This window comes from Bradyrhizobium sp. JHI2711 (genome assembly GCF_056156565.1).
The window spans coordinates 154,666-176,217 of sequence record NZ_JBPZPT010000004.1 but is presented as its reverse complement, the minus strand read 5'-3'; the positions used below and the strand labels follow the sequence as shown (position 1 = coordinate 176,217).

The following is a 21,552-nucleotide window of genomic DNA, read 5'->3' as shown; positions in this document are numbered from 1 at the left end:
TCACCTCATGAATTTGAAAACGCTCGACCTCAACCTGTTGACCGCGCTCGACGCATTGCTGCGCGAGGCCAATGTCAGCCGCGCGGCGATGAGGATCGGCCTGTCACAGCCGGCGACGAGCCACGCCTTGCAGCGCCTGCGCGACATCTTCGGTGATCCGCTGCTGGTGCGCACGGGCGTACGGATGGAGCTGACGCCGCGGGCGCTCGCCCTGCGTGCGCCGCTGGCGCAGGCGCTCGACCAGGTCCGCGGGCTGTTCGTGCCCGATGACTTCGATGCCGCGAGCAGCGAGCGGCAGTTCCGCCTGATGATGCCGGATCTCGCAGTCGAGCTGTTGATGCCGCCCTTGATGGCGAAAGTGACGCGCCTTGCCCCCAACGTCCGCATCGACGTGGTGCCGTGGCGGGGACCTGCGATCTTCCACGCCGAGTTCGCCCGCACCATCGACCTCGTGATCTCGATCGGCAACGCCTTCAAGGGGTTTCATCGCCAGTTGCTCTACACCGACAGCGACGCGCTGGCGGTGCGGCGCGGCCATCCTGTGGGAGCGAGGCTGAAGCGACGCGAGGCGTTCCTGGCCGCCCGCCATGTCGGCGTGATCATCCGCGGCAATGCCGAGGATCTCATCGACACCTGGCTGCACAGCAAAGGCGTCGAGCGACATATCTCGCTTGTCGTGCCGGGCTATCTGGAAGCCTTGCACGTTGCCGCGCGCACCGATCTCGTCGCCTTCGTGCCGCGCCGGCTGATCGCCGCGCTGTCGCAGCAGCTCGGCCTCGTCACGGTGACGCCGCCGCTCGATCCAGGGATCGACGAGCAGTTCATGTTCCACCCGACGCGCGCGCAGATGGACCCCGGTTCGATCTGGCTGAGAAGGCTGATGCTGGAGACGGGGCGGCAGCTGGAGCAAGCCAGGCGGAAACTCCCGTAGCAACTCTCGTAGGGTGGGTTAGCCGAAGGCGTAACCCACCACTTTGGTTTCCGCAGCGACAGAAGAGGTGGGTTACGCTGCGCTAACCCACCCTACAACAGCTGCCCTCCTACGCCTTCTGCGCCACCATCACCTTGCTCACCGCGGGGCGATCGGACATGCGCTTGAAGTGATCGGCGATCTTCGGCGTCGCATTGATGTCGACGCTGTCGCCTTCGAGCCAGGTCGAGAGCGTATAGAGATAGGGATCGCAGATCGTGTACTGATCGCCCATCACCCAGGGTCCCCGAAACATCTTCTGCTCGATCAACTTGAAGCAGGCGCCCATGGTCTTCGGCACCATTGCCTTCATGTCGGCGAACGAGCTCTCCTCCGTCGCCCAGCGCGCGCCGCGCATCTTGTGGGCGTGGTTGATGTGCACGGTCGAGCAGAGATAGGAGTTGAACGACTGCACCTGGGCGAAGTCGAAGGGATCGTCGAGCGGCGCGAGCTTCGCCTTGGGAAAGGTCTGCGCGAGATAGGCCAGCATCGCCGGCGTCTCGGTCAGGACGCCGCGGTCGGTGACCAGCGCCGGCACCCGGCCCTTCGGGTTGATGGCGAGATAGTCCGGGCTGTTCTGCTGGTTGTCCTTGAAGCTCAGCCGCTCGGCGGTGTAGTCGGCGCCGGCCTCTTCCAAGGTGATGTAGGTGGCGAGCGCGCAGGTGCCGGTGGCGTAGTAGAGCTTGAGCATGTCGGACCTCATGGGGAAAACCGGAGGTTAACGGTCCTCCGCCGCGCCGTCCATAGGCGGCCTGTTCGCAGTTGCCCACATCCGCCCGGCTGTGCCAAGACGCCTCCATCGGAGGGGTTTTCTCATGACGGTACTCATCGCCGGTGGCGGCATCGGCGGGCTCACGCTTGCGCTCAGCCTGCATCAAATCGGCGTTCCCGTGAAAGTGTTCGAGAGCGTCGCGGAACTGAAGCCGCTCGGGGTCGGCATCAACGTGCTGCCGCATGCGGTGCGCGAGCTGATCGAGCTCGGCCTGCTGGACAAGCTGGACGCCAGCGGCGTGCGGACGCGCGAGCTCGCCTATTTCTCCAAGCACGGCAAGCCGATCTGGAGCGAGCCGCGCGGCCTGGAGGCCGGCTACAAATGGCCGCAATTCTCGATCCATCGCGGCACCCTCCAGCAGATCCTGCTCGACACCGCGCTCGAGCGGCTCGGCCGCGACAACATCCTCACCAGCCATCATCTGACCGGGTGGACCGAGACGGCGGGCGGCGTGCGCGCCGACTTCGTCGACAAGGCGACCGGCAAGGCTGCCGGCACCTACGAGGGCACGATCCTGATCGCCGCCGACGGCATCCATTCCGCCGCACGAGAAAAGCTCTATCCGAACGAAGGCCCGCCGATCTGGAACGGCCGCATCCTCTGGCGCGGCGTCACGCCGGCCAAAGCCTTCCTCACCGGCCGCAGCATGATCATGGCCGGTCACGAGATCCTGAAATTCGTCTGCTATCCGATCTCGAAAGAAGCGGACGCCGACGGCAACCACCTCATCAACTGGGTCGCGGAGCGCCACATGCCGCCGACCTATCAGTGGCGTCGCGAGGACTATAACCGCACGGCGCGGCTCGATGAGTTCCTGCCCTGGTTCGAAAGCTGGCAGTTCGACTGGCTCGACGTGCCCGCCCTGATCAGGAACTGCCCGCACGCTTACGAATATCCGCTGGTCGACCGCGATCCGGTGTCGCAATGGACCTTCGGCCGCGTCACGCTGATGGGCGATGCCGCGCATCCGATGTACCCGATCGGCTCGAACGGCGCCTCGCAGGCGATCCTCGACGCGCGCGTCATCACCCGCGAGATCCTGGCGCACGGTCCGACGCAGGCGGCACTGCTCGCCTATGAGGCCGAGCGGCGGCCCGCAACCACCGACCTCGTCCTGCTCAACCGCAAGAACGGTCCCGAGCAGGTGATGCAGCTGGTCGAGGAGCGCGCGCCTGACGGGTACAAGGTCGTCACCGACGTGCTGTCGCAAAAGGAGCTGGAGGACATCGCCGCGAACTACAAGCGCGTTGCGGGATTTCAGGTCGAGGCGCTGAATGCGAAGCCGCCGATCGTAAGCAAGGACGCGCGGGCGAAGGGGTGAGTTCTTTGCTCAAGGCGAGATGTGCGCGAATACGCCCTCTCCCCTTGCGGGAGAGGGCAGCGACGCAGGTAGAAGCGGACTCACTTGGGTGAGGGGTTCTGTCCGCAGGTAAATCTTTTGCAGTAGAATTCGCTGAGGCAACCCCTCATCCGGCGCTTCGTGCCACCTTCTCCCGCAAGGGGAGAAGGAAGAGCAGTGCGCACCGCCGAACTATTTTCCCACCACCCTCGCCGCCTCCAACAATCGCTCGCTGGCGCTTGCCGTCGCCAGCACCGTGCCGTCCTCTGCCATCAGCTTGGCTTCGACGAAGGCGATGGTCTTGCCGAGCTGCGTGACCTTGGCTTCGCCGGTGATCGGACCGGGCTTTGCGGGTGCCAAAAAATTCACGGTCATGCTGATCGTGGTGGTGTAGAGCCGGCCCTCGCTCATCACCAGCACCGCCGGACCCATGGTGTCGTCGAGCATCGCCGAGAGCATGCCGCCCTGGATGAAGCCCGCGGGGTTGCAGAACTCCGGCTTGCCGTCGAAGCCGAGCTTGATCCAGCCCTCCTCCGGACGCGCATCGAGCAGGCGCCAGCCGAGCAGCTCGGCGCATGGGGGCCTTGGGAAGTTATCGAGCGCGGTCTTGACCATGCGAGATCTCCTTTGCCCCCTGTTAGCGCAAGACTGCTGACAGCCTGCTGTCAGCAGGATGGATGCTAGAGATCCAATCCATGCGCGATGACCTTGCGCATGACGTTGGGCAGCGCCTCATCTGCCAGAGTCGCGATCGGCACCCAACGCATGCCCTCGGGCGCGCGGACCCGGGCCTCGGCCTTGGCCGTGTAGACCACTAGCTCGAGCGGAAAATGCGTGAAGACGTGGGTGACGGCGCCCACCTTGCGCTGCCAGCGCGACAGCCCCTTCAGCTGCGGCGCCTGCTGCTTCGCCGTTGCATCGTCCTGGCCGGCGAGCCAGTCCGAGCACGGCACCTCCGTCATGCCGCCGAGCAACCCCTTTTCGGGCCTCGAGCGGACGAGCAGCTCGTCGCCGCGCGTGACCACGAAGGCGGCACCGCGCCTGAGCGTCCCGCTCTTCTTCGGTGCCTTGCGCGGGAACGTCTCCTGGGTGCCCTGCGCGCGTGCCGTGCAGTCCTCTGTGAACGGACACAGCGAGCAGGCCGGCTTCTTCGGCGTGCAGATCGAGGCGCCGAGATCCATCAGCGCCTGCGCGCTGTCGCCGGCGCGAGACTCCGCCAGCAGCGTCGCGGCCAGTTGCTGGATGAGCGGCTTGGCTTGCGGCAGCTCCTCCTCGACCGCGAACAGCCGCGACACCACGCGCTCGATATTGCCGTCGACCGGCATGGTGCGGCGGTCGAACGCGATCGCCGCAATCGCCGCCGCCGTGTAGGGCCCGATCCCCGGCAGCGCGCGCAGGCCCTCCTCGGTATCCGGAAACACGCCGCCATGTTCGCGCGTCACCGCGACCGCGCAGGCGTGGAGGTTGCGTGCGCGCGAATAGTAGCCGAGCCCCGCCCACATCCGCAGCACGTCGTCCTGCGAGGCTCGCCCCAGCGCCGTGACATCAGGCCAGCGCGCGACGAACTTTTCGAAATAGGGGCCGACCGCCTTCACGGTGGTCTGCTGAAGCATGATCTCGGAGAGCCAGACGCGATAGGGATCGGATGCCTCGCCCGGCGCGGCGCGCCAGGGCAATCGGCGGCGGTGGCGGTCGTACCATTGCAGGAGCGCGAGCGGGCGAACCGACGACGCCGTACTCTGTTCCTTCTTGCGCGCAGTCGTGGAGAGCATGCACCTTTACTAGAGGAGGATTCCGCCTGTGGCCAGCGCGACCGGACCGTTGCGCGCTATAACGCCTTGCGTTATACACAGACATGATCCAGAGCTTCGCCAACTCCGAGACAGAGTTGATCTGGTCCGGTCGGCGAAGTCGAAAACTGCCGTCCGACATTCAGAATGTGGCTTTGCGAAAGCTGCGCTTGCTAAACCAGGCGCGGGTGTTGGCGGATCTCAAGGTTCCGCCGGGCAATCGGCTGGAAGCCCTGAAAGCCAACCGCGAAGGTCAGCACTCGATCCGGATCAACGATCAGTGGCGCATCTGTTTTGTGTGGGATGAAGGAGGACCGAGAGATGTCGAAATCGTCGACTACCACTAGGAACGGGTTCCTCCGCAATCCCCATCCCGGCGAGATCCTGCTGGAGGAGTTTTTGAAGCCGATGGAGCTGAGCCAGAACGCCCTGGCGCGGGCCGTTCACGTCCCGCCGCGGCGGATCAACGAGATCGTCCTCGGCAAGCGCGACATCACCGCCGACACTGACCTGCGGCTCGCCCGCTATTTCGGTCTGTCGGAGGGCTTTTTCCTGGGTCTGCAGATGGACTATGATCTGATGCAACGACGGCGCGAGATCGATCGCGACCTCAAGGCCATCCGGCCTCGCGCCGCGGCATAACGGACGGCTCATGTCCAAATTCGGCCCCATCTTCAAGCCCGGCCCGGTCAGCGCCAAACCGCTCGGGATCCTGCTCGACGACGTCTTTGCCGAGGCCTATGCCAAGCAGGGCTTTGCGGCGCGCGAGCTGGTGACGCGGTGGGCACAGATCGCGGGGCCGGAGATCGCGGCCCATGCCGAGCCGCTCAAGATGCAATGGCCGCGGCCGGTCGAGGGTCAGCCGCAGGAGCCGGCAACCCTGGTGCTACGGGTCGAGGGGCCGATGGCGCTGGAGATTCAGCATTCGGCCGACGTGATCCTGGAGCGCGTCAACCGCTTCTTCGGCTGGAGCGCGGTCGGCAAGCTGGCCTTCCGCCAGGCGCCCCTGTCGCGGCCGCGGGCCCGGAAGCGGCCCGGCCCACCCGACCCCAAGGCCGTCGCCAAGGTGGCGGAGAACCTGACCGAGATCGAAGATGAAGAACTGAAGACCGCGCTGGCGCGCCTCGGGGCCGCCATCAAGCGAAATTGAGCCTCATTCCGCGGCCAAACTGGACCTGTCCGCAGCGCCCGCCATTGCCTCAAACGACGTTTCAAGCTAGCGACAGGCCGTCCGAGCAGGAAACCTTGACCCGTCCTTTGGGCGAACCTTGCCAATCCCGGGAGCCGACCTTGATCATCACCCGCCGCGCCTTCACCACGATGCTGTCGCTGACCGGGCTTGCCGCGTTCGCCGGGCTCTCGCCGCTGCGGTTCATCTCGGACGCCATTATCCCTGAAGCAATGGCGCAGTCGGCCGCCGATGTCGCCAAGCCGGTGTCGCTGCCCGACATGGCGCTTGGCCCGAAGGATGCCGCCGTCACCATCACCGAATACGCCTCGATGACGTGTCCGCACTGCGCCGCCTTCAACGAGCAGGTGTTCCCGAAGATCAAGACGGAATACATCGACACCGGCAAGGTGCGTTACATCTTCCGCGAGTTCCCGCTCGACATCAAAGCCGCCGCCGGCTCGATGCTGTCGCGCTGCATCGCCAAGGACGATGCGCCGAAATACTTCGCGGTCACCGACATGCTGTTCCGCCAGCAGAATGACTGGGTGATGAAGAACACCACCGAGACCCTGACGCGGATCGGCAAGCAGGCCGGCCTCACCCAGCAGCAGGTCGAGGCCTGCCTGAAGGACCAGGCGCTGCTCGACAAGATTGCCGCCGACCAGAAATATGCCAGCGACGTGCTCAAGGTGGATTCGACGCCGACCTTCTTCATCAACGGCGAGAAGATCAAGGGCGACACCTCGTTCGAGGAGTTCGCCAAGAAGATCAACCCGCTGCTGAAGAGCTGATTCGCGCGTCAAGATCCTGATTCGCATCTCGAAAGCCGTATCTTTCCCGGCATAAATCCCTTGGGAAAAGCGGCTTTCGCCGGTTGCCCTCGCGGCGCACCGCGGCCATTGTCCAGCCGCATGAGCCGCCTCGCGCGACTCACCCAGACAGCGACATTGCCTTCCATGGTATTGTCCCGGCAGGGGGATTCGCGCCTGCCAACAGAGATGCGTGCTTATGAAAATCACCCGCCTGCGCCTTCACGGTTTCAAGTCCTTCGTTGAGCCCACGGACTTCGTCATCGAGCCCGGCCTGACCGGCGTGGTCGGCCCCAACGGCTGCGGCAAGTCGAATCTCGTCGAGGCGCTGCGCTGGGCGATGGGCGAGACCTCCTACAAGTCGCTGCGCGCGGCCGACATGGATGCGGTGATCTTCGCCGGCTCCGGCAATCGTCCGGCGCGCAACCATGCCGAAGTGACGATGACGATCGACAATGCCGATCGCACCGCACCGGCGGCGATGAACGACAGCCAGATCCTCGAAATCTCCCGCCGCATCGAGCGCGAGGCCGGCTCGGTCTACCGCATCAACGGCCGCGACGTGCGCGCCCGCGACGTGCAGATCCTGTTCGCGGACGCCGCCACCGGTGCGCGTTCGCCCGCCCTCGTCCACCAGGGCAAGATCGGCGAGATCATCCAGGCCAAGCCCGAGCAGCGCCGCCGCGTGCTGGAAGATGCCGCGGGCGTCGCCGGCCTGCATGCCCGCCGTCACGAGGCCGAGCTGCGGCTGAAGGCGGCCGAAACCAATCTCACCCGCGTCGAGGATGTGATCGGCCAGCTCTCCGGCCAGATGGAAGGCCTGAAGAAGCAGGCCCGCCAGGCCGTGCGCTATCGCGAGGTCGCCGCCAAGGTCCGCAAGGCCGAAGCCACGCTGTTCCACCTGCGCTGGGTCGGTGCCCATGCCGACGTCAACGAATCCGGCCAGACCCACGATCTCGCCGTGCGCGAGATGGCCGAGCGCACCCAGCACCAGGCCGAAGCCGCCCGCATCCAGGCGATCCGCGCCGCCGAGATGCCGGCGCTGCGCGATGCCGAAGCGCGCGCCGCCGCCGGCCTGCAGCGCCTGACCAATGCCCGCGAGCAGCTCGACCGCGAGGAAGAGCGCGCCAAGGAGCGCGTCGCCGAGCTCGAGCGCCGCCTCGCCCAGTTCGAGGGCGACATCTCCCGCGCCCAGCAGCAGACCATGGACGCCGACGTCGCGCTGCAGCGGCTCGACGCCGAAGACGCCGAGCTGAAGGAAGAGATCAAGTCGCGCGTCGAGAAGCGCTCCGGCGTCGACGAGCGCGTCGCCGAGGCCGAGGCGGTGCTGACCGAAACCGAGCAGCGCTTCGCCGAGCTCACCACCGCACTCGCCGACCTCACCGCCAAGCGCAACCAGCTCGAGGCCAACGTCCGCACCCATCGCGACAAGCTCGCCCGGCTCGATCAGGAGATCGCGAACGTCACAGCGGAAGAGCAGAAGCTCACCGAAGCAACCGGCGGCTTCGGCGATCTCGACGAGCTGACCGCGCTGGTCGAGACGGCGGAAGAGACGCTGGCGGCCTCCGAAGCTGCGGCGCAGGCCAGCGAAGCGGCGCATGTCGCGGCACGCCAGACGCTGGAATCCTCACGCTCGCCGCTGGTCGAGGCCGACAAGCGCGTGCAGCGGCTCGAGACCGAGGCGCGCACGATCTCGAAGATCGTCAACGGCGAGACCAAGAATTTGTGGCCGCCGATCATCGACGGCATCACCGTCGACAAGGGCTTTGAAAAGGCGATCGGCGCGGCACTCGGCGACGATCTCGATGCGCCGATCGATCCGTCGGCGCCGATGCGCTGGACCAATGTCGGACACACCGAGGGCGATCCGGAGCTGCCCGAAGGCGCCGTTCCGCTCTCCAACCATGTGCAGGCGCCGGCCGAGCTGGCGCGTCGCCTCGCGCAGATCGGTGTCGTCCCGCGCGAGCGCGGCGCCGAGCTGGTGTCGCAGCTCAAGACCGGCCAGCGGCTAGTCTCGCCCGAGGGCGACGTCTGGCGCTGGGACGGTTTTGTTGCCGCGGCGCATGCCCCGACCGGCGCCGCGCGGCGCCTGGCCGAACGTGCCCGCCTCGTCGACATCGAGAACGAGCTGGAGCAGGCCCGCATCGACGCGCAGATCAAGCGCCAGGCGCTGGAGAACGCCGAGTCCGAGCTGCAGATGGCGGCGAGCACCGAGGGCGCCAGCCGCGAGGCCTGGCGCGCCGCGCAGCGCGAGCTCAACGTCGCACGCGAGCGCCACGCCAATGCCGAGCGCGAGATCAGCCGCCATGCCGCGCGCAAGGCGACGCTGTCGGAAGCGCACAGCCGGCTCGCCGCCGACCGCGCCGAAGCCGAGGCCGCCTACGAATACGCCCAGGCCGGCATCGGCGAGCTGCCGTCGAGCGAGGACACCGAGACCCAGCTCGCCGCCGTCCGCAGCGATATCGAAGGCCGCCGCCGCATGGCCGCCCAGGTCCGCGCCGAGGCGCAGGCGCTGGCACGCGAAGCCGAGCTCGCCGACCGCCGCGTGCAGGCGATCCTCGCCGAGCGCACCGAGTGGCAGAACCGCAAGGAGAGCGCGGCCTCCCACATCGACACCATCCAGGCCCGCATCGCCGAGCTCACCATCGAGCGCAGCGAGCTCGAAAACGCCCCGGCCGTGTTCGCCGAGAAGCGCAGCGCGCTGATCACCGAGATCGAATACGCAGAGAACGACCGCCGCATGGCCGCCGACGCGCTCGCCACCGCGGAAACCGCAATGGCCGAGACCGACCGTGTCGCCAAGCTGACGCTCGAGGCGCTCTCCAGCGCCCGCGAGGCCACCGCCCGCGCCGAGGAGCGCATGGAAGGCGCCCGCCGCCGGCTGGAAGACATTGAGCGCGAGATCCGCGACATGCTTGAGGTCGAGCCGCAGGCCGTCGCCGGCCTCGCCGAGATCGAGCCCGGCGCCGAGCTGCCGCCGCTGCACGAGATCGAGGAAGATCTCGAGAAGATGCGCCGCGACCGCGAGCGCCTCGGCGCCGTCAATCTGCGCGCCGAGGAAGAGCTGCGCGAGGTCGAGACCCAGCACACCGGCCTCGTCACCGAGCGCGACGATCTGGTCGAGGCCATCAAGCGGCTGCGCCAGGGCATCCAGAGCCTCAACAAGGAGGCCCGCGAACGGCTGCTGACCTCGTTCGACGTCGTCAACGAGCACTTCAAGCGCCTGTTTGTCGAGCTGTTCGGCGGCGGTGAGGCCGCGCTGCATCTGATCGAGAGCGACGACCCCCTGGAAGCCGGCCTCGAAATCATCGCCAAGCCGCCGGGCAAGAAGCCGCAGACGCTCTCGCTGCTCTCGGGCGGCGAGCAGGCGCTGACCGCGATGGCGCTGATCTTCGCGGTGTTCCTCACCAACCCCTCGCCGATCTGCGTGCTGGACGAAGTCGACGCGCCGCTCGACGACCACAACGTCGAACGGTACTGCAACCTCTTGCACGAGATGACCGGCTCGACCGACACGCGCTTCATCATCATCACGCACAACCCGATCACGATGGCGCGGATGAACCGGCTGTTCGGCGTCACCATGGCCGAGCGCGGCGTGTCGCAGCTGGTGTCGGTGAGCCTCGCCGAGGCCGTGGACATTCTCGACCAGAACGTGGCGTGATCTTGGACCGTCATTCCGGGGCGATGCGCAGCATCGAACCCGGAATCCATGGTGCGACCGACGCTGCAGATAAATGGATTCCGGGTTCTCGCTTCGCGAGCCCCGGAATGACGTGGGGTTGCTGATGATCTCCCCCACCCTTCCCGCCGAACTGAAAGCCGCCCTCGACGGCAAGCTACAGGGCTTGTCTCGCAGCGACGCGGCCCGGCGCTCGCAGAGGATCTCGACTACGTATCGCGCCGGCGGCACCTCCGGCACGATCAAGTCGGACGCAGATGCGCTCGCTTATGCGCTGGCGCGCATGCCCGCGACCTACGCGGCGGTGGCGGCCAGCCTCAATGCGCTCACCGAGATCGCGCCTGATCTCGCCCCCGAAACATTGCTCGACGTCGGCGCCGGTCCGGGCACCGCCAGCTGGGCCGCCGCGGAAGCCTTTCCGTCGCTACAGGATTTTACCCTGCTCGATGCCAACGCCACGCTGAGCCGGCTCGCGCTCGAACTGGCACACGGCAGCTCGCGATTGGCGGAGTGCCGTTATCTGCCCGGCGATGCCGGCGGCAACCTCGCCGAGGTCTCACAGGCCGATTTCGTCATCGCCAGCTACATCATCGACGAGCTCAGCGAGGCCGATCAGCGCAAGCTGACCGAGGCCATGTGGGCCAAGGCGCGCCACGCGCTGGTGGTGATCGAGCCCGGCACGCCCGCTGGCTATGCCCGCATCCTCGCCCTGCGCCAGCAGCTGATCGCAGCTGGCGCCTTCGTCACCGCGCCCTGCCCGCACGAAAGGCCGTGCCCGCTCATCGCGCCCGACTGGTGCCATTTCAGCCAGCGCCTGCCCCGGTCGCAGGCGCACCGGCAGATCAAGGGCGCCGAGGTCCCGTTCGAGGACGAGCGCTTCATCTACGTCGCCCTGACCCGCACCCCGCCCGCGAGCCGCGCCGCGCGCGTGCTGGCACCGCCGGACGTCGGCAAGGCCGAGATCGCGGCCAAGCTTTGCACGGAGGCTGGGGTTGCGCCGGCAAACGTCCCGCGGCGGGACAAGGCGGCCTATGCCGAGGCCCGGCGCTGGCGCTGGGGCGATGCCGTCATGTCCGAAAGTTAATTTCGCTGGCCGTGCCTACCTTGAACTCGGGCCGTTCCTGATCCGACCAAGTCTTACCTTCCCTCCGCGCCGGGCTCTCATCCTGCGTTAATTTCGTCTACCCTAGCGCCCGCCTTCTTCCCTCTTCAGGAGTTCTCCATGTCGACCGGCTGGATCGTTCTCGGCGTCATCGTCGTCCTCGCGCTGATCGCTTTCAGCGCCTACAACCGCCTGGTGGCGCTGAGCCAGCGTGTCGGCCAGGCCTTTGCCGACATCGACGTGCAGCTCAAGCAGCGTCACGACCTGATCCCGAACCTGGTCGAGACGGTGAAGGGCTACGCCTCGCACGAGCGCGGCACGCTCGACGACGTCATCAAGGCGCGCAATTCGGCGATGTCGGCACAGGGCCCGGCGCAGGTGTCCGCGGCCGAGAACCAGCTCTCCGGCGCGCTCGGCCGGCTGATCGCGCTGTCGGAGGCCTATCCCGACCTCAAGGCCAACGCCAATTTCCAGCAGCTCGCGTCCGAGCTCTCCGACCTCGAAAACAAGATCGCGGCGAGCCGCCGCTTCTTCAACAACGCGGTGCAGGAATACAATACCGGCATCCAGCAGCTGCCCGCAGCTCTGTTCGCGGGCATGTTCGGCTTCACCAAAAAGGACTTCTTCGATCTCGGCGCCAGCCGCACCGAGGTCGAGACCGTGCCGCAGGTGAAGTTCTGATTTGAGCCGATAGGCCGGCAGGGCATCGCGTCATGGCCGCGTATGGTCTCTACACGCACATCGCCTCGAACAAGCTTCGTTCGATGCTGCTGCTCGCCGGCCTGTTCGCGCTGGTCTATGTGCTGGTCTATGCCGGCGCGCTGGTGGCCGAGGTGTTCATCGACGACAGTGAGACCGCCGCGTACTATCTGAGACACGCCTTCTCGGACCTGCTCAAGGCCGCGCCGATTGCAACGGTCGTGGCGGCGGTCTGGATCGTGATCGCCTATTTCTTTCACCAGTCGATGATCGATGCCGTGACCGGCGGCCACAGCGTCACCCGGCAGGAACAGCCGCGGCTCTACAATCTGCTCGAGAACCTCTGCATCTCGCGCGGCCTCACCATGCCGAAGCTGAAGATCATGGAGAGCCCGGCGCTGAACGCCTTCGCGACCGGCCTCAATCCGCGGCAATATTCCATCACGGTCACCACGGGTCTCCTCGATGCGCTCAACGACAAGGAGATCGAGGCCGTGCTCGGCCACGAGCTGACCCACATCAAGAACGGCGATGTGCAGCTCATGGTGGTCGCCGTCATCATCGCCGGCGTGGTCGGCTTCTTCGGCGAATTGTTCTTCCGCCTGTTCACGAATCTGAACTGGAGCTCCGGCGGCTCCTCGTCCTCGGGCTCCTCCTCGTCGTCGCGGTCGTCCTCGTCATCGAGCGACAGCAAGAGCTCCGGCGGCGGCGCGATCATCGTCATCATCATCGCCATCGTGCTGATCGTGCTGGCCTGGCTGCTGTCGCAGGTGGTGAAACTCGCACTGTCGCGGTCGCGCGAATATCTCGCCGACGCCGGTTCGGTCGAGCTGACGAAAGACCCCGACGCCATGATCTCGGCGCTGCGCAAGATCGAGGGCCGCGGCGAGCTTCCCGGCGCGACCTCGGCCGTGATGGAGCTCTGCGTCGACAATCCGCGCGAGGGCTTTGCCGACCTGTTCGCGACCCATCCTTCCGTGCAGTCCCGGATCGACGCGCTGGTCAAGTTCGCCGGCGGGCGCGATCCAGGCCCGCTGCCGGACCCCGCCGAAGAGACGGAACAACTCGAGACCGAACATGCCGGCGCACAGGACGGGCCGCCGCCGCTCTCGCAGGGGCCGTGGAGCGATGCGGCCGGTCCCGCCAGCCCGCCGCCCGTTCCCGCGCCCAGTCCCTCTGGAGCCCCGGCAGCCAATCCGATGGGACCGTGGGGCCGTCACTGACGGCGTGATTTGCCGCTTCATGCGCCGGGTTTCCCGGCAATCGGGAAAATCCTCGGGAATTGCCGTAAGTGGAGCGCGAGGAATTGAATTCTCCCTTGTTTCTGCCATGTTCGCGCCCAACAGCAGACTCGGGACGTCTTTCGGGACATCGATTTGGGGCCCGGCCGATTGCGACCTCGCGATCGGGGGCGCGCGTTAGGGGACAGCAATGGCAAAGCCGGCAGTGGTTGTGGTGGGCGCGGACAAGGGCGGGGTCGGCAAGACCACGGTATCGCGCACCCTGCTCGATTATTTCTCGGCCAACAACGTGCCGACGCGGGCGTTCGACACGGAGTCGCCGCGCGGAACCCTGAAGCGCTTCCACCCCGACATCACCGAGATCGTCGACATGACGACGACGGCCGATCAGATGAAGATCTTCGACACGCTCAACGCTGTCAGCCCTTCGGTCACCGTGATCGACGTCCGCGCCGGCCTGCTTTCGCCGGCGCTGGCCTCGCTGCGCGACATCGGCTTCCTCGACGCCGCCAAGGCCGGCCAGATCACCTTCGCCGTGTTCCACATCCTCGGACCCTCGATCGCCTCGCTGGAGGAGATCGCAGAGACCGCAGGCTTCATGGGGGGCGCGAAATATTTCCTGGTGAAGAACTTCATCAACGACACCCAGTTCTTCCAGTGGGACCAGGCGACCTATAATTCCTACTTCCACCGCATCAAGGACGCGACCGAGCTGACCATCCCCAAGCTCAACGAAATGGCCTATGAGCAGGTCGAGGTGTCCTCCGTCCCGTTCCTGAAATTCGTGGCCAACAAGGGCATCAGCGACGAGGCCGCGAACTATTCCTTCGTGCTGCGCGGTTATGTCCGGCACTGGCTGGCCAATGTCTGGAGCGAATACGACCGCATCCGCCTGACCGACATCGTCGGGTCGAAATCCGCCACCCGCAACAGCGAAAAATAGTTGCGCAAGCCGGGCTGATACGGCTGGATTGGGCGGTGAGTTGGCCTGATATAGCTGGCGATGCCCGCGACACCCGTCTACATCATCTGCTCGCCCCGCCCGCAGGTCGGCAAGACCTTGCTGGCGCGGCTTTTGAGCGAATTCCTGCTGCTCAAGAATGGCAACGTCGCGGCCTTCGACGTCAATCTGAAGGAGCCGTCGCTGCTCGATTACCTGCCGAAGGTGACCGAGACCGCCGACGTGATCGACACCTTCGGCAAGATGCAGCTGATGGACCGCGTCATCGTCGATGACGGACTTGCCAAGGTGATCGACCTCGGCTTCCACGCCTTCGACGAGTTCTTCAAGATGACCGACGAGATCGGCTTGCTGAAGGAGGCGGCGCGGCGCCACGTTGCGCCGATGATCCTGTTCGTGGCCGACACCGACCGCGTCTCGGCCCGCGCCCACGAGATGCTGCGTGGGCGGATCCCGCGGATGAACCTGGTCACGGTGGACAACGAATATGTCGTCCGCGGCGAGCTGCCGCCGGCAATGGGAGGCGGCCGGCTGTTCCGCCTTCCCGCGCTGCCCGGTTTCCTCAAGACTTATATCGACCGGCTGAATTTCTCCTTCACGGGCTATCTGCGCCAGGAGAAGGACTCTTCGACCGAGCTGCACCAATGGACCCGGCGCAACTACATCGCCTTCCGGGAGCTCGAGCTCAGCCTGATATTGCAGCGGTCGTGAAGCATTCGATCGGGAAGCTCGGTGTTCACCTCTCCCCAGCGGGGAGAGGTGAACCGCGTCCTTGGCCCACACACCGCCCCCGAAGCTTGTTCTGCCTCGTTGACGCTCAGTGCCCCTCGAACGACATCAGCGTGCGCACGGGCACGTCCATGGCGCGCAGCTTGGCGGCGCCGCCGAGCTCGGGCAGGTCGACGATGAAGCAGGCGGCAACCACGTTGGCGCCGATCTGGCGCAGCAGCTTGACCGCGCCTTCCGCGGTGCCGCCGGTGGCGATGAGATCGTCGACCAGGATCACGCGCTCGCCGGGTGCGACCGCGTCGACATGCATCTCCATCTCGTCGATGCCGTATTCGAGCGAATAGGCGATGCGCACCGTGGTATGCGGCAGCTTGCCCTTCTTGCGGATCGGCACGAAGCCCGCCGAGAGCTGATGCGCCACCGCGCCGCCGATGATGAAGCCGCGCGCCTCCATGCCGGCGACCTTGTCGATCTTGTTGCCGGCCCAGGGGTTGACGAGCTCGTCCACGGCTCGGCGGAACGCGCGCGCATCCGCGAGCAGGGTGGTGATGTCGCGGAACATGATGCCGGGCTTGGGATAATCCGGGATGGTGCGGACGCTGGCCTTGATGTCGTGGTCAAAAGTCATTCGTGCCTCTCAATTGACCGGCGCATCCAGCCGGAACGCGTTTTCGACAATACGTAGCCCCACCTCGCCGCCGAGCGACATCAGCGATTCCGGGTGGAATTGCACGCCGGCGACCGGCAGGGTCTTGTGCTCCAGCGCCATGGCGACGCCGTCCTCGGTGCTGGCGGTGACGCTGAGCACCTCCGGCATGCTGTCGCGCTCGACATAGAGCGAGTGATAGCGGCCGATGACGATCTCGTTCGGCAAATTGCGCATCAGCCGTCCGCCGCGCACCTGCACCCGCGAGGGCCGGCCGTGGGCGGGATGGGTGAGCTGGCCGAGCTCGCCGCCGAAATATTCGCCGATCGCCTGCACGCCGAGGCAGACGCCGAACACCGGCAGCTTCTTCTCCAGCGCCGCATCGATCGTCGTCTTGATCCCGAAATCCTCAGGGCGCCCGGGGCCGGGCGACAGCACCAGCAAGTCCCACCTCTTCTGCTTGAGCATGTCGAGCGCATGCACATAGCGGACCACGGTGACGCTGGCGCCGACCTGGCGGAAATAATCGGCGAGCATGTGGACGAAGCTGTCGTCATGGTCGATCAGCAGCACCTGCTTGCCCGAGCCGGTGGCATCAGGCGCAAAGGTCGAGAGCGGCTTCGGCGGATCGCCGCGCAGCGCCTGGAACAGCGCGGCCGCCTTGACCTGGCACTCGCGGTCTTCTGCGGCGGGGTCTGAATCGAACAGGCAGGTGGCGCCGACGCGCACTTCGGCGAGGCCATCCTTCATGCGGATGGTGCGGATGGTGAGGCCGGTGTTAATGCTGCCGTCGAAATTCACCGCGCCGATCGCGCCGGCATACCAGCGCCGCGGCGAGCGCTCGTGGTCCTCGACGAACTGCATCGCCCACAGCTTTGGCGCGCCGGTGACGGTGACAGCCCAGGCGTGGGTGAGGAAGGCATCGAGCGCATCGAAGCCGGGGCGCAACATGCCCTCGACGTGATCAACGGTGTGGAACAGCTTTGAGTAAGTCTCGATCTGGCGGCGCGCCAGGACCTTGATCGTGCCGGGCACGCAGACGCGCGCCTTGTCGTTGCGGTCGACGTCGGTGCACATGTTGAGCTCGAACTCGTCCTTCTCCGAGTTCAGCAGCTGGCGGATCTGCTCGGCATCGCCGATCGCATCAAGGCCGCGCGCGATCGTGCCCGAGATCGGGCAGGTCTCGACGCGGCGGCCGTCCGAGCGCACGAACATTTCGGGCGAAGCCGAGACGAGAAACTCGCCCTCGCCGAGATTCATCAGCGCACCATAGGGCGACGGGTTGATGACGCAGAGGCGCTGGAACACTTCGGCCGGCGAGCGGTCGCAGGGCTCGGCGAACAGCTGGCCGGGCACGGCCTCGAACAGATCGCCGCGGGCAAAGGCGGCGCGCGCTGTCTCGACCGTGGCCTGATATTCGCCCGGCGCGTGATCGGCAAAGCCCTGACGCGGCGTCTTCAGATAGGGGCTGTCGGCGGTCTCGCGCGGCAGGCCTTCGGTCGACTTGCCCTTCCAGGCGAAATCGTAAGAGAGCACGACGCCGCGGCCGGTGGCACGATCATAAGCAAGCAGACGATCGGGCACGTAGAGCACGATGTCTCGCTGGTCGGCCTCGCGCGGGCGCTTCTGCACGAGGTCCTCGATCTGGAAGACGAGGTCGTAGGCAAAGGCGCCGAACAGGCCGAGCAGGCCGTCATCACTGGCGGAGAAGGCGGCGACGAGATCGCGCACCAGCGACATCACGCTGGCACGCCGCGTGCGCTGGTCCTCCTCGACCGGCGCATCACCGCGGATGATGTGGCCGGCAAGGCGGCTCGCCGTTCTCTCGGAGATGACGACACAGGGTTCGCGCAGAACATCGCCGAGGAAGGCGATCAGCACCTCTCCGCGCGCGTTCAGCGCTTCCAGCTTGAAATTGACGCCAACTGTCTCGAGCTTGAGCGGCGGGTCGGAGAAGCCGAGATCGAAGCTCTCGTAGCGGCCGGGCACGGTCGTGCCCGAGGACAGCACCACGCCGCGGCGGCGGTCGAGCAGGTTGATCAGGTCGTCGAGCCGGTTGGCGCCGCCGGTGAACTGCTCGGCCACACGCGTGATCGCAAGCCCCGCGCGGGTCACGTAGTCGCTTCGAGCCGGGAGGGCAAAGACTGTCCTGTTCATGTCGTCCTCTTACGAAACTTGTCGAGGAAACGCCACACAGGACAAACGATCAGGCCGCCGCACTGCGTGGCGACCTCAGACGATTTTGAGAAATGAAATCGCACCGGTCACCTCTTTAGGAGGTGCGCCACCAAAGACGGGCTGGGCGGACGGCGGTGCTCATGGGCGGATACTCACCATGGCACGGGGGCGGCGTCAAGGGTGCGGCAAGGCGGTAGCCCGGATGGAGCGCAGCGCAATCCGGGGTTCGTCCACAATCGGAAAGTCCCCGGATTCCGCTTCGCTCCATCCGGGCTACGGACTAGAGGCCGCACCGCTTCCAAAGCGCGGCCATGTCTGCATCGGTCGCGTACTCGGCTCGATCGGCCTCGCGGAGCCCCTCAAGAACGGCAGCGCGATGGTCCTCCGGGATCTTGAAGGCCTCACGCTTCGACTGCGCATCGGCTTCAGATTTGTCCTTCACGCTCCTACCCCAGATGCTTCCTGAAAAACTCCGTCGCTCGGCCCCAGGCGAGCTCGGCGGCTTCGCGGTCGTGCACGGCCTGGCGCTGCTCGTTGACGAAGGCGTGCTCGGCGTCATAGCGGAACAGCTCCAGCGACTTGCCGGCGGCCTTCATGGCCTTCTCGAAGCCGCCCACCAGCTCTGGTGTGCACCAATCGTCCTTGTTGGCGAAATGGGCCTGGAGCGGGATCTTGACGTCGGCGGGCTTGGCCGCCTGCTCGGGCGGGATGCCGTAGAACACGACGCCGGCCGCGAGCTCCGGGATTTTGGTCGCGCCGATGATGGTCACGGCGCCGCCGAGGCAGAAGCCGGTCAGCCCGACCTTGGCACCGTTGCGCGACAGATATTGCGTGGCGCCGCGCACGGTCTGCGTGGTGGCGTCCATGAAGTCGAGCGAATTCATCTCCTTGTTGGCGCTGTCCGTGTCGTGATACGGCACCACCTTGCCCTTGTAGAGATCGGGCGCCAGCGCGTCGAAGCCGGCTAGCGCGAAGCGGTCGCACAGGCCCTTGATCTGATCGGACAGGCCCCACCATTCCTGGATCACGACGACGCCCGGCGCATTGCCGCGCCCGGCATTGGCGAGATAGCCCGAGGCGTCCTTACCGTCCGGGCGCTTGAAGGTGATGCTGGTTCCCATGGTGTCCTCCGGTGAGTTTCTGGGGGATCGGTTGGCGGCATTTTGGCGGGTGGGAGGGCGATAGGCAATCGTGCCGAGCAACACACTCTCGTGCCCCGGATGAAATGCAGCGCGCCCCTGGCGATGCGCAGCATCGTCCAGTGCGGCGATGCATTGCTGATCCGTGTCCCGGCTCGCGCTTCGCGCGTCCGGGACACGGTACCAACAAAAAAGCCCCCTTTCGGGGGCTTTTGCATTTCACGTCCTTCGCCGCTCAGTGCGAGGCGGCCCAGACCTTCTTCTTGGTGAAGTACATCAGGCCCGCGAAGATGATCAGGAACACGAAGACCTGGAAGCCGAGGCGCTTGCGCGCTTCCATGTGCGGTTCGGCGGTCCACATCAGGAAGGTGGTGACGTCTTTGGCGTACTGCGCGACCGTAGTCGGCGAGCCGTCGTCATAGGTCACCTGGCCGTCGCTGACCGGCTTCGGCATTTTGATGGCGTGGCCCGGGAAATACCTGTTGAAGTACGAGCCCTCCGGGAGAGTGACGCCCTCCGGCACCTTGTCCTCATAGCCCTGGAGCAGCGCGGCGACGTAGTCAGGCCCCTGCTCCTGGTACTGGGTGAAGACGTCGAAGATGAACCAGGGGAAGCCGCGCTTGTAGGAGCGCGCCTTGGTGATCAGGGACAGGTCCGGCGGCGCCGCACCGCCGTTCGCGGCACGCGCGGCCTGCTCGTTCGCGAACGGCGAGGGGAAATAGTCCGCCGGCCGGCCCGGGCGCTCGAACATGTCCCCCGCATCGTTCGGGCCGTCCTTGACCTTGTACTCGGATGCAAACGCCGCGGCTTGCGCCACCGAATAGCCGGGCCCGCCGGGCTCGGCGAGGTTACGGAAGGCGACGAAGGACAGACCGTGGCAACTGGCGCAGACCTCCTTGTAGACCTTGAGGCCGCGCTGCAGCGCGCCGCGATCGAACTTACCGAAAGGGCCCGAGAACGACCAGTTGTTGCCTGGCGGCTTATCGCTGCCTTCGGCCGCTTTCGCGCTGTCGATCGAGCCCGCGAACAGCGAGCCGGCGAGCGCCAGCACGATCGCGGTCGAGACCATCGGCGTCGACCGGCTGCCGGTCTTGGCCAGCACGGCATCCGAGATCGAGTTCGGCACCGGCCGCGGCTTCTCGATGCGCGCGAGCAGCGGCAGCACGATCAGGAAGTAGGCGAAGTAGCAGAACGTCAGGATGCGGCCGGCGATGACGTAGATGCCTTCCGGCGGCTGTGCGCCGAGATAGCCGAGCAGGATGCAGACCGCGACGAAGATCCAGAAGAACTGCTTGGCGAGCGGACGGTACTTCGAGGACTTGGTCTTTGCGGTGTCGAGCCAGGGCAGGAAGCACAGGATGATGATCGCCCCGAACATCGCGATGACGCCCGCGAGCTTGTCTGGAATCGAGCGCAGGATCGCGTAGAACGGCAGGTAATACCATTCCGGCACGATGTGCGGCGGCGTCACGCCCGGGTTCGCGGGAATGTAGTTGTCGGCGTCGCCGAGATAGTTCGGCATGTAGAAGATGAACCAAGCGTACAGCAGCAGGAAGCAGGCGACGCCGAACATGTCCTTGATGGTCGCATGCGGCGTGAACGGCACCGTGTCCTTTTCCGTCTTCGGCTCGACGCCATCAGGGTTGTTCTGGCCGGCGACGTGCAGCGCCCAGACGTGGAGCACGACGACGCCTGCGATCACGAACGGCAAGAGATAGTGCAGCGAGAAGAAGCGGTTCAGCGTCGGGTTGCCGACTGCATAGCCGCCCCAGAGCAGCGTCACGATGCTCTCGCCGACATAGGGAACGGCCGAGAACAAATTGGTGATGACGGTGGCGCCCCAGAAGCTCATCTGGCCCCAGGGCAGCACGTAGCCCATGAAGCCGGTCGCCATCATCAGGAGGTAGATGATGACGCCGAGGATCCACAGCACCTCACGCGGCTCCTTGTACGACCCGTAGTACAGACCGCGGAACATGTGGACGTAGACGGCGACGAAGAACATCGAGGCGCCGACCGCGTGCATGTTGCGCAGCAGCCAGCCGTAGTTCACGTCACGGACGATCAGCTCGACCGACTTGAAGGCGAGATCGGCGTTCGGCGTGTAGTGCATCGCCAGGATCACGCCGGTCAGGATCTGCATTCCGAGCATGAAGGAAAGAATGGCGCCGAAGGTCCACCAATAGTTCAGGTTGCGCGGGGTGGGATAGGCGACGAAGGAGGAATGGATGAGACCAAAAATCGGCAGGCGCCGCTCGATCCATTGCAGGGCCGGATTGCTCGGCTGGTAGTCGGATGGTCCGCTCATGATGCGATCCTGAGGA

20 protein-coding genes are annotated in these 21,552 nt (G+C 65.9%); 12 read left to right on the top strand and 8 right to left on the bottom strand.

Annotated elements, in window-relative coordinates; all coding sequences use genetic code 11:
* Positions 1-7: 7 nt before the first annotated feature.
* Positions 8-931: a LysR family transcriptional regulator gene (locus ACTEK7_RS28295; protein ID WP_225147853.1), complete on the top strand. Its 924-nt coding sequence runs from the start codon at positions 8-10 to the stop codon at positions 929-931.
* A 109-nt stretch (positions 932-1,040) separates the two neighbouring features.
* On the opposite strand, the gene ACTEK7_RS28290 is transcribed toward ACTEK7_RS28295, so the two are convergent.
* Complete coding sequence (locus tag ACTEK7_RS28290) at positions 1,041-1,661, bottom strand: glutathione S-transferase family protein (RefSeq protein WP_225147854.1); 621 nt, start codon at positions 1,659-1,661, stop codon at positions 1,041-1,043.
* Positions 1,662-1,785: 124 nt separating this feature from the next.
* On the opposite strand from ACTEK7_RS28290, the gene ACTEK7_RS28285 reads away from it, so the two are divergent.
* Positions 1,786-3,063, top strand: coding sequence for a flavin-dependent oxidoreductase (locus ACTEK7_RS28285; RefSeq protein WP_225147855.1), 1,278 nt, complete (start codon positions 1,786-1,788; stop codon positions 3,061-3,063).
* Positions 3,064-3,273: 210 nt separating this feature from the next.
* Here ACTEK7_RS28285 and ACTEK7_RS28280 read toward each other — a convergent pair whose 3' ends face one another.
* Positions 3,274-3,696 (bottom strand): PaaI family thioesterase, encoded by a 423-nt coding sequence (locus ACTEK7_RS28280; RefSeq protein ID WP_036006298.1) that lies wholly within the window; start codon positions 3,694-3,696, stop codon positions 3,274-3,276.
* Positions 3,697-3,761: 65 nt separating this feature from the next.
* A complete protein-coding gene (gene mutY / locus ACTEK7_RS28275; protein ID WP_225147856.1) occupies positions 3,762-4,853 on the bottom strand; it encodes an A/G-specific adenine glycosylase in 1,092 nt (363 codons plus the stop codon).
* A gap of 83 nt (positions 4,854-4,936) precedes the next feature.
* On the opposite strand from mutY, the gene ACTEK7_RS28270 reads away from it, so the two are divergent.
* The 10 genes from ACTEK7_RS28270 to ACTEK7_RS28225 all read left to right on the top strand — a co-directional run bounded on the left by ACTEK7_RS28270 (position 4,937) and on the right by ACTEK7_RS28225 (position 15,247).
* Entirely contained in the window at positions 4,937-5,218 is a 282-nt protein-coding gene (locus ACTEK7_RS28270) for a type II toxin-antitoxin system RelE/ParE family toxin (protein WP_225114458.1), read from the top strand.
* Entirely contained in the window at positions 5,193-5,513 is a 321-nt protein-coding gene (locus ACTEK7_RS28265; protein ID WP_036024868.1) for a HigA family addiction module antitoxin, read from the top strand. The genes ACTEK7_RS28270 and ACTEK7_RS28265 overlap by 26 nt, the downstream gene beginning before the upstream one ends.
* 10 nt (positions 5,514-5,523) lie before the next feature.
* Entirely contained in the window at positions 5,524-6,021 is a 498-nt protein-coding gene (locus ACTEK7_RS28260) for a DUF721 domain-containing protein (RefSeq protein ID WP_036006294.1), read from the top strand.
* Between the two features lie 140 nt (positions 6,022-6,161).
* The gene (locus ACTEK7_RS28255; RefSeq protein WP_225147857.1) at positions 6,162-6,833 is read left to right on the top strand and encodes a DsbA family protein; all 672 of its coding nucleotides are present in this window, start codon (positions 6,162-6,164) and stop codon (positions 6,831-6,833) included.
* A gap of 217 nt (positions 6,834-7,050) precedes the next feature.
* On the top strand, positions 7,051-10,515 hold the full coding sequence (smc, locus tag ACTEK7_RS28250; RefSeq protein ID WP_225147858.1) for a chromosome segregation protein SMC: 3,465 nt from the start codon (positions 7,051-7,053) through the stop codon (positions 10,513-10,515).
* Between the two features lie 124 nt (positions 10,516-10,639).
* Positions 10,640-11,617, top strand: coding sequence for a small ribosomal subunit Rsm22 family protein (locus tag ACTEK7_RS28245; RefSeq protein WP_225147859.1), 978 nt, complete (start codon positions 10,640-10,642; stop codon positions 11,615-11,617).
* A 138-nt stretch (positions 11,618-11,755) separates the two neighbouring features.
* The gene (locus tag ACTEK7_RS28240) at positions 11,756-12,316 is read left to right on the top strand and encodes a LemA family protein (protein ID WP_036006288.1); all 561 of its coding nucleotides are present in this window, start codon (positions 11,756-11,758) and stop codon (positions 12,314-12,316) included.
* Between the two features lie 32 nt (positions 12,317-12,348).
* On the top strand, positions 12,349-13,557 hold the full coding sequence (locus tag ACTEK7_RS28235) for a M48 family metallopeptidase (protein ID WP_225147860.1): 1,209 nt from the start codon (positions 12,349-12,351) through the stop codon (positions 13,555-13,557).
* 208 nt (positions 13,558-13,765) lie between these two features.
* Positions 13,766-14,518: a P-loop NTPase family protein gene (locus tag ACTEK7_RS28230; protein WP_036024846.1), complete on the top strand. Its 753-nt coding sequence runs from the start codon at positions 13,766-13,768 to the stop codon at positions 14,516-14,518.
* Positions 14,519-14,578: 60 nt separating this feature from the next.
* Positions 14,579-15,247, top strand: coding sequence for a hypothetical protein (locus tag ACTEK7_RS28225; RefSeq protein WP_036006282.1), 669 nt, complete (start codon positions 14,579-14,581; stop codon positions 15,245-15,247).
* 106 nt (positions 15,248-15,353) lie between these two features.
* Here ACTEK7_RS28225 and ACTEK7_RS28220 read toward each other — a convergent pair whose 3' ends face one another.
* The 5 genes from ACTEK7_RS28220 to fbcH all read right to left on the bottom strand — a co-directional run bounded on the left by ACTEK7_RS28220 (position 15,354) and on the right by fbcH (position 21,536).
* Positions 15,354-15,893 (bottom strand): adenine phosphoribosyltransferase, encoded by a 540-nt coding sequence (locus ACTEK7_RS28220; RefSeq protein ID WP_036024845.1) that lies wholly within the window; start codon positions 15,891-15,893, stop codon positions 15,354-15,356.
* A 9-nt stretch (positions 15,894-15,902) separates the two neighbouring features.
* Positions 15,903-18,068, bottom strand: a complete 2,166-nt coding sequence (locus tag ACTEK7_RS28215) for an anthranilate synthase component I (RefSeq protein ID WP_225147861.1) — start codon at positions 18,066-18,068, stop codon at positions 15,903-15,905.
* A gap of 301 nt (positions 18,069-18,369) precedes the next feature.
* A complete protein-coding gene (locus tag ACTEK7_RS28210) occupies positions 18,370-18,531 on the bottom strand; it encodes a hypothetical protein (protein WP_225147862.1) in 162 nt (53 codons plus the stop codon).
* 4 nt (positions 18,532-18,535) lie between these two features.
* Positions 18,536-19,210, bottom strand: coding sequence for a dienelactone hydrolase family protein (locus ACTEK7_RS28205; protein WP_036006275.1), 675 nt, complete (start codon positions 19,208-19,210; stop codon positions 18,536-18,538).
* Positions 19,211-19,463: 253 nt separating this feature from the next.
* On the bottom strand, positions 19,464-21,536 hold the full coding sequence (gene fbcH, locus ACTEK7_RS28200) for a cytochrome b/c1 (protein ID WP_225147863.1): 2,073 nt from the start codon (positions 21,534-21,536) through the stop codon (positions 19,464-19,466).
* Positions 21,537-21,552: the final 16 nt, after the last annotated feature.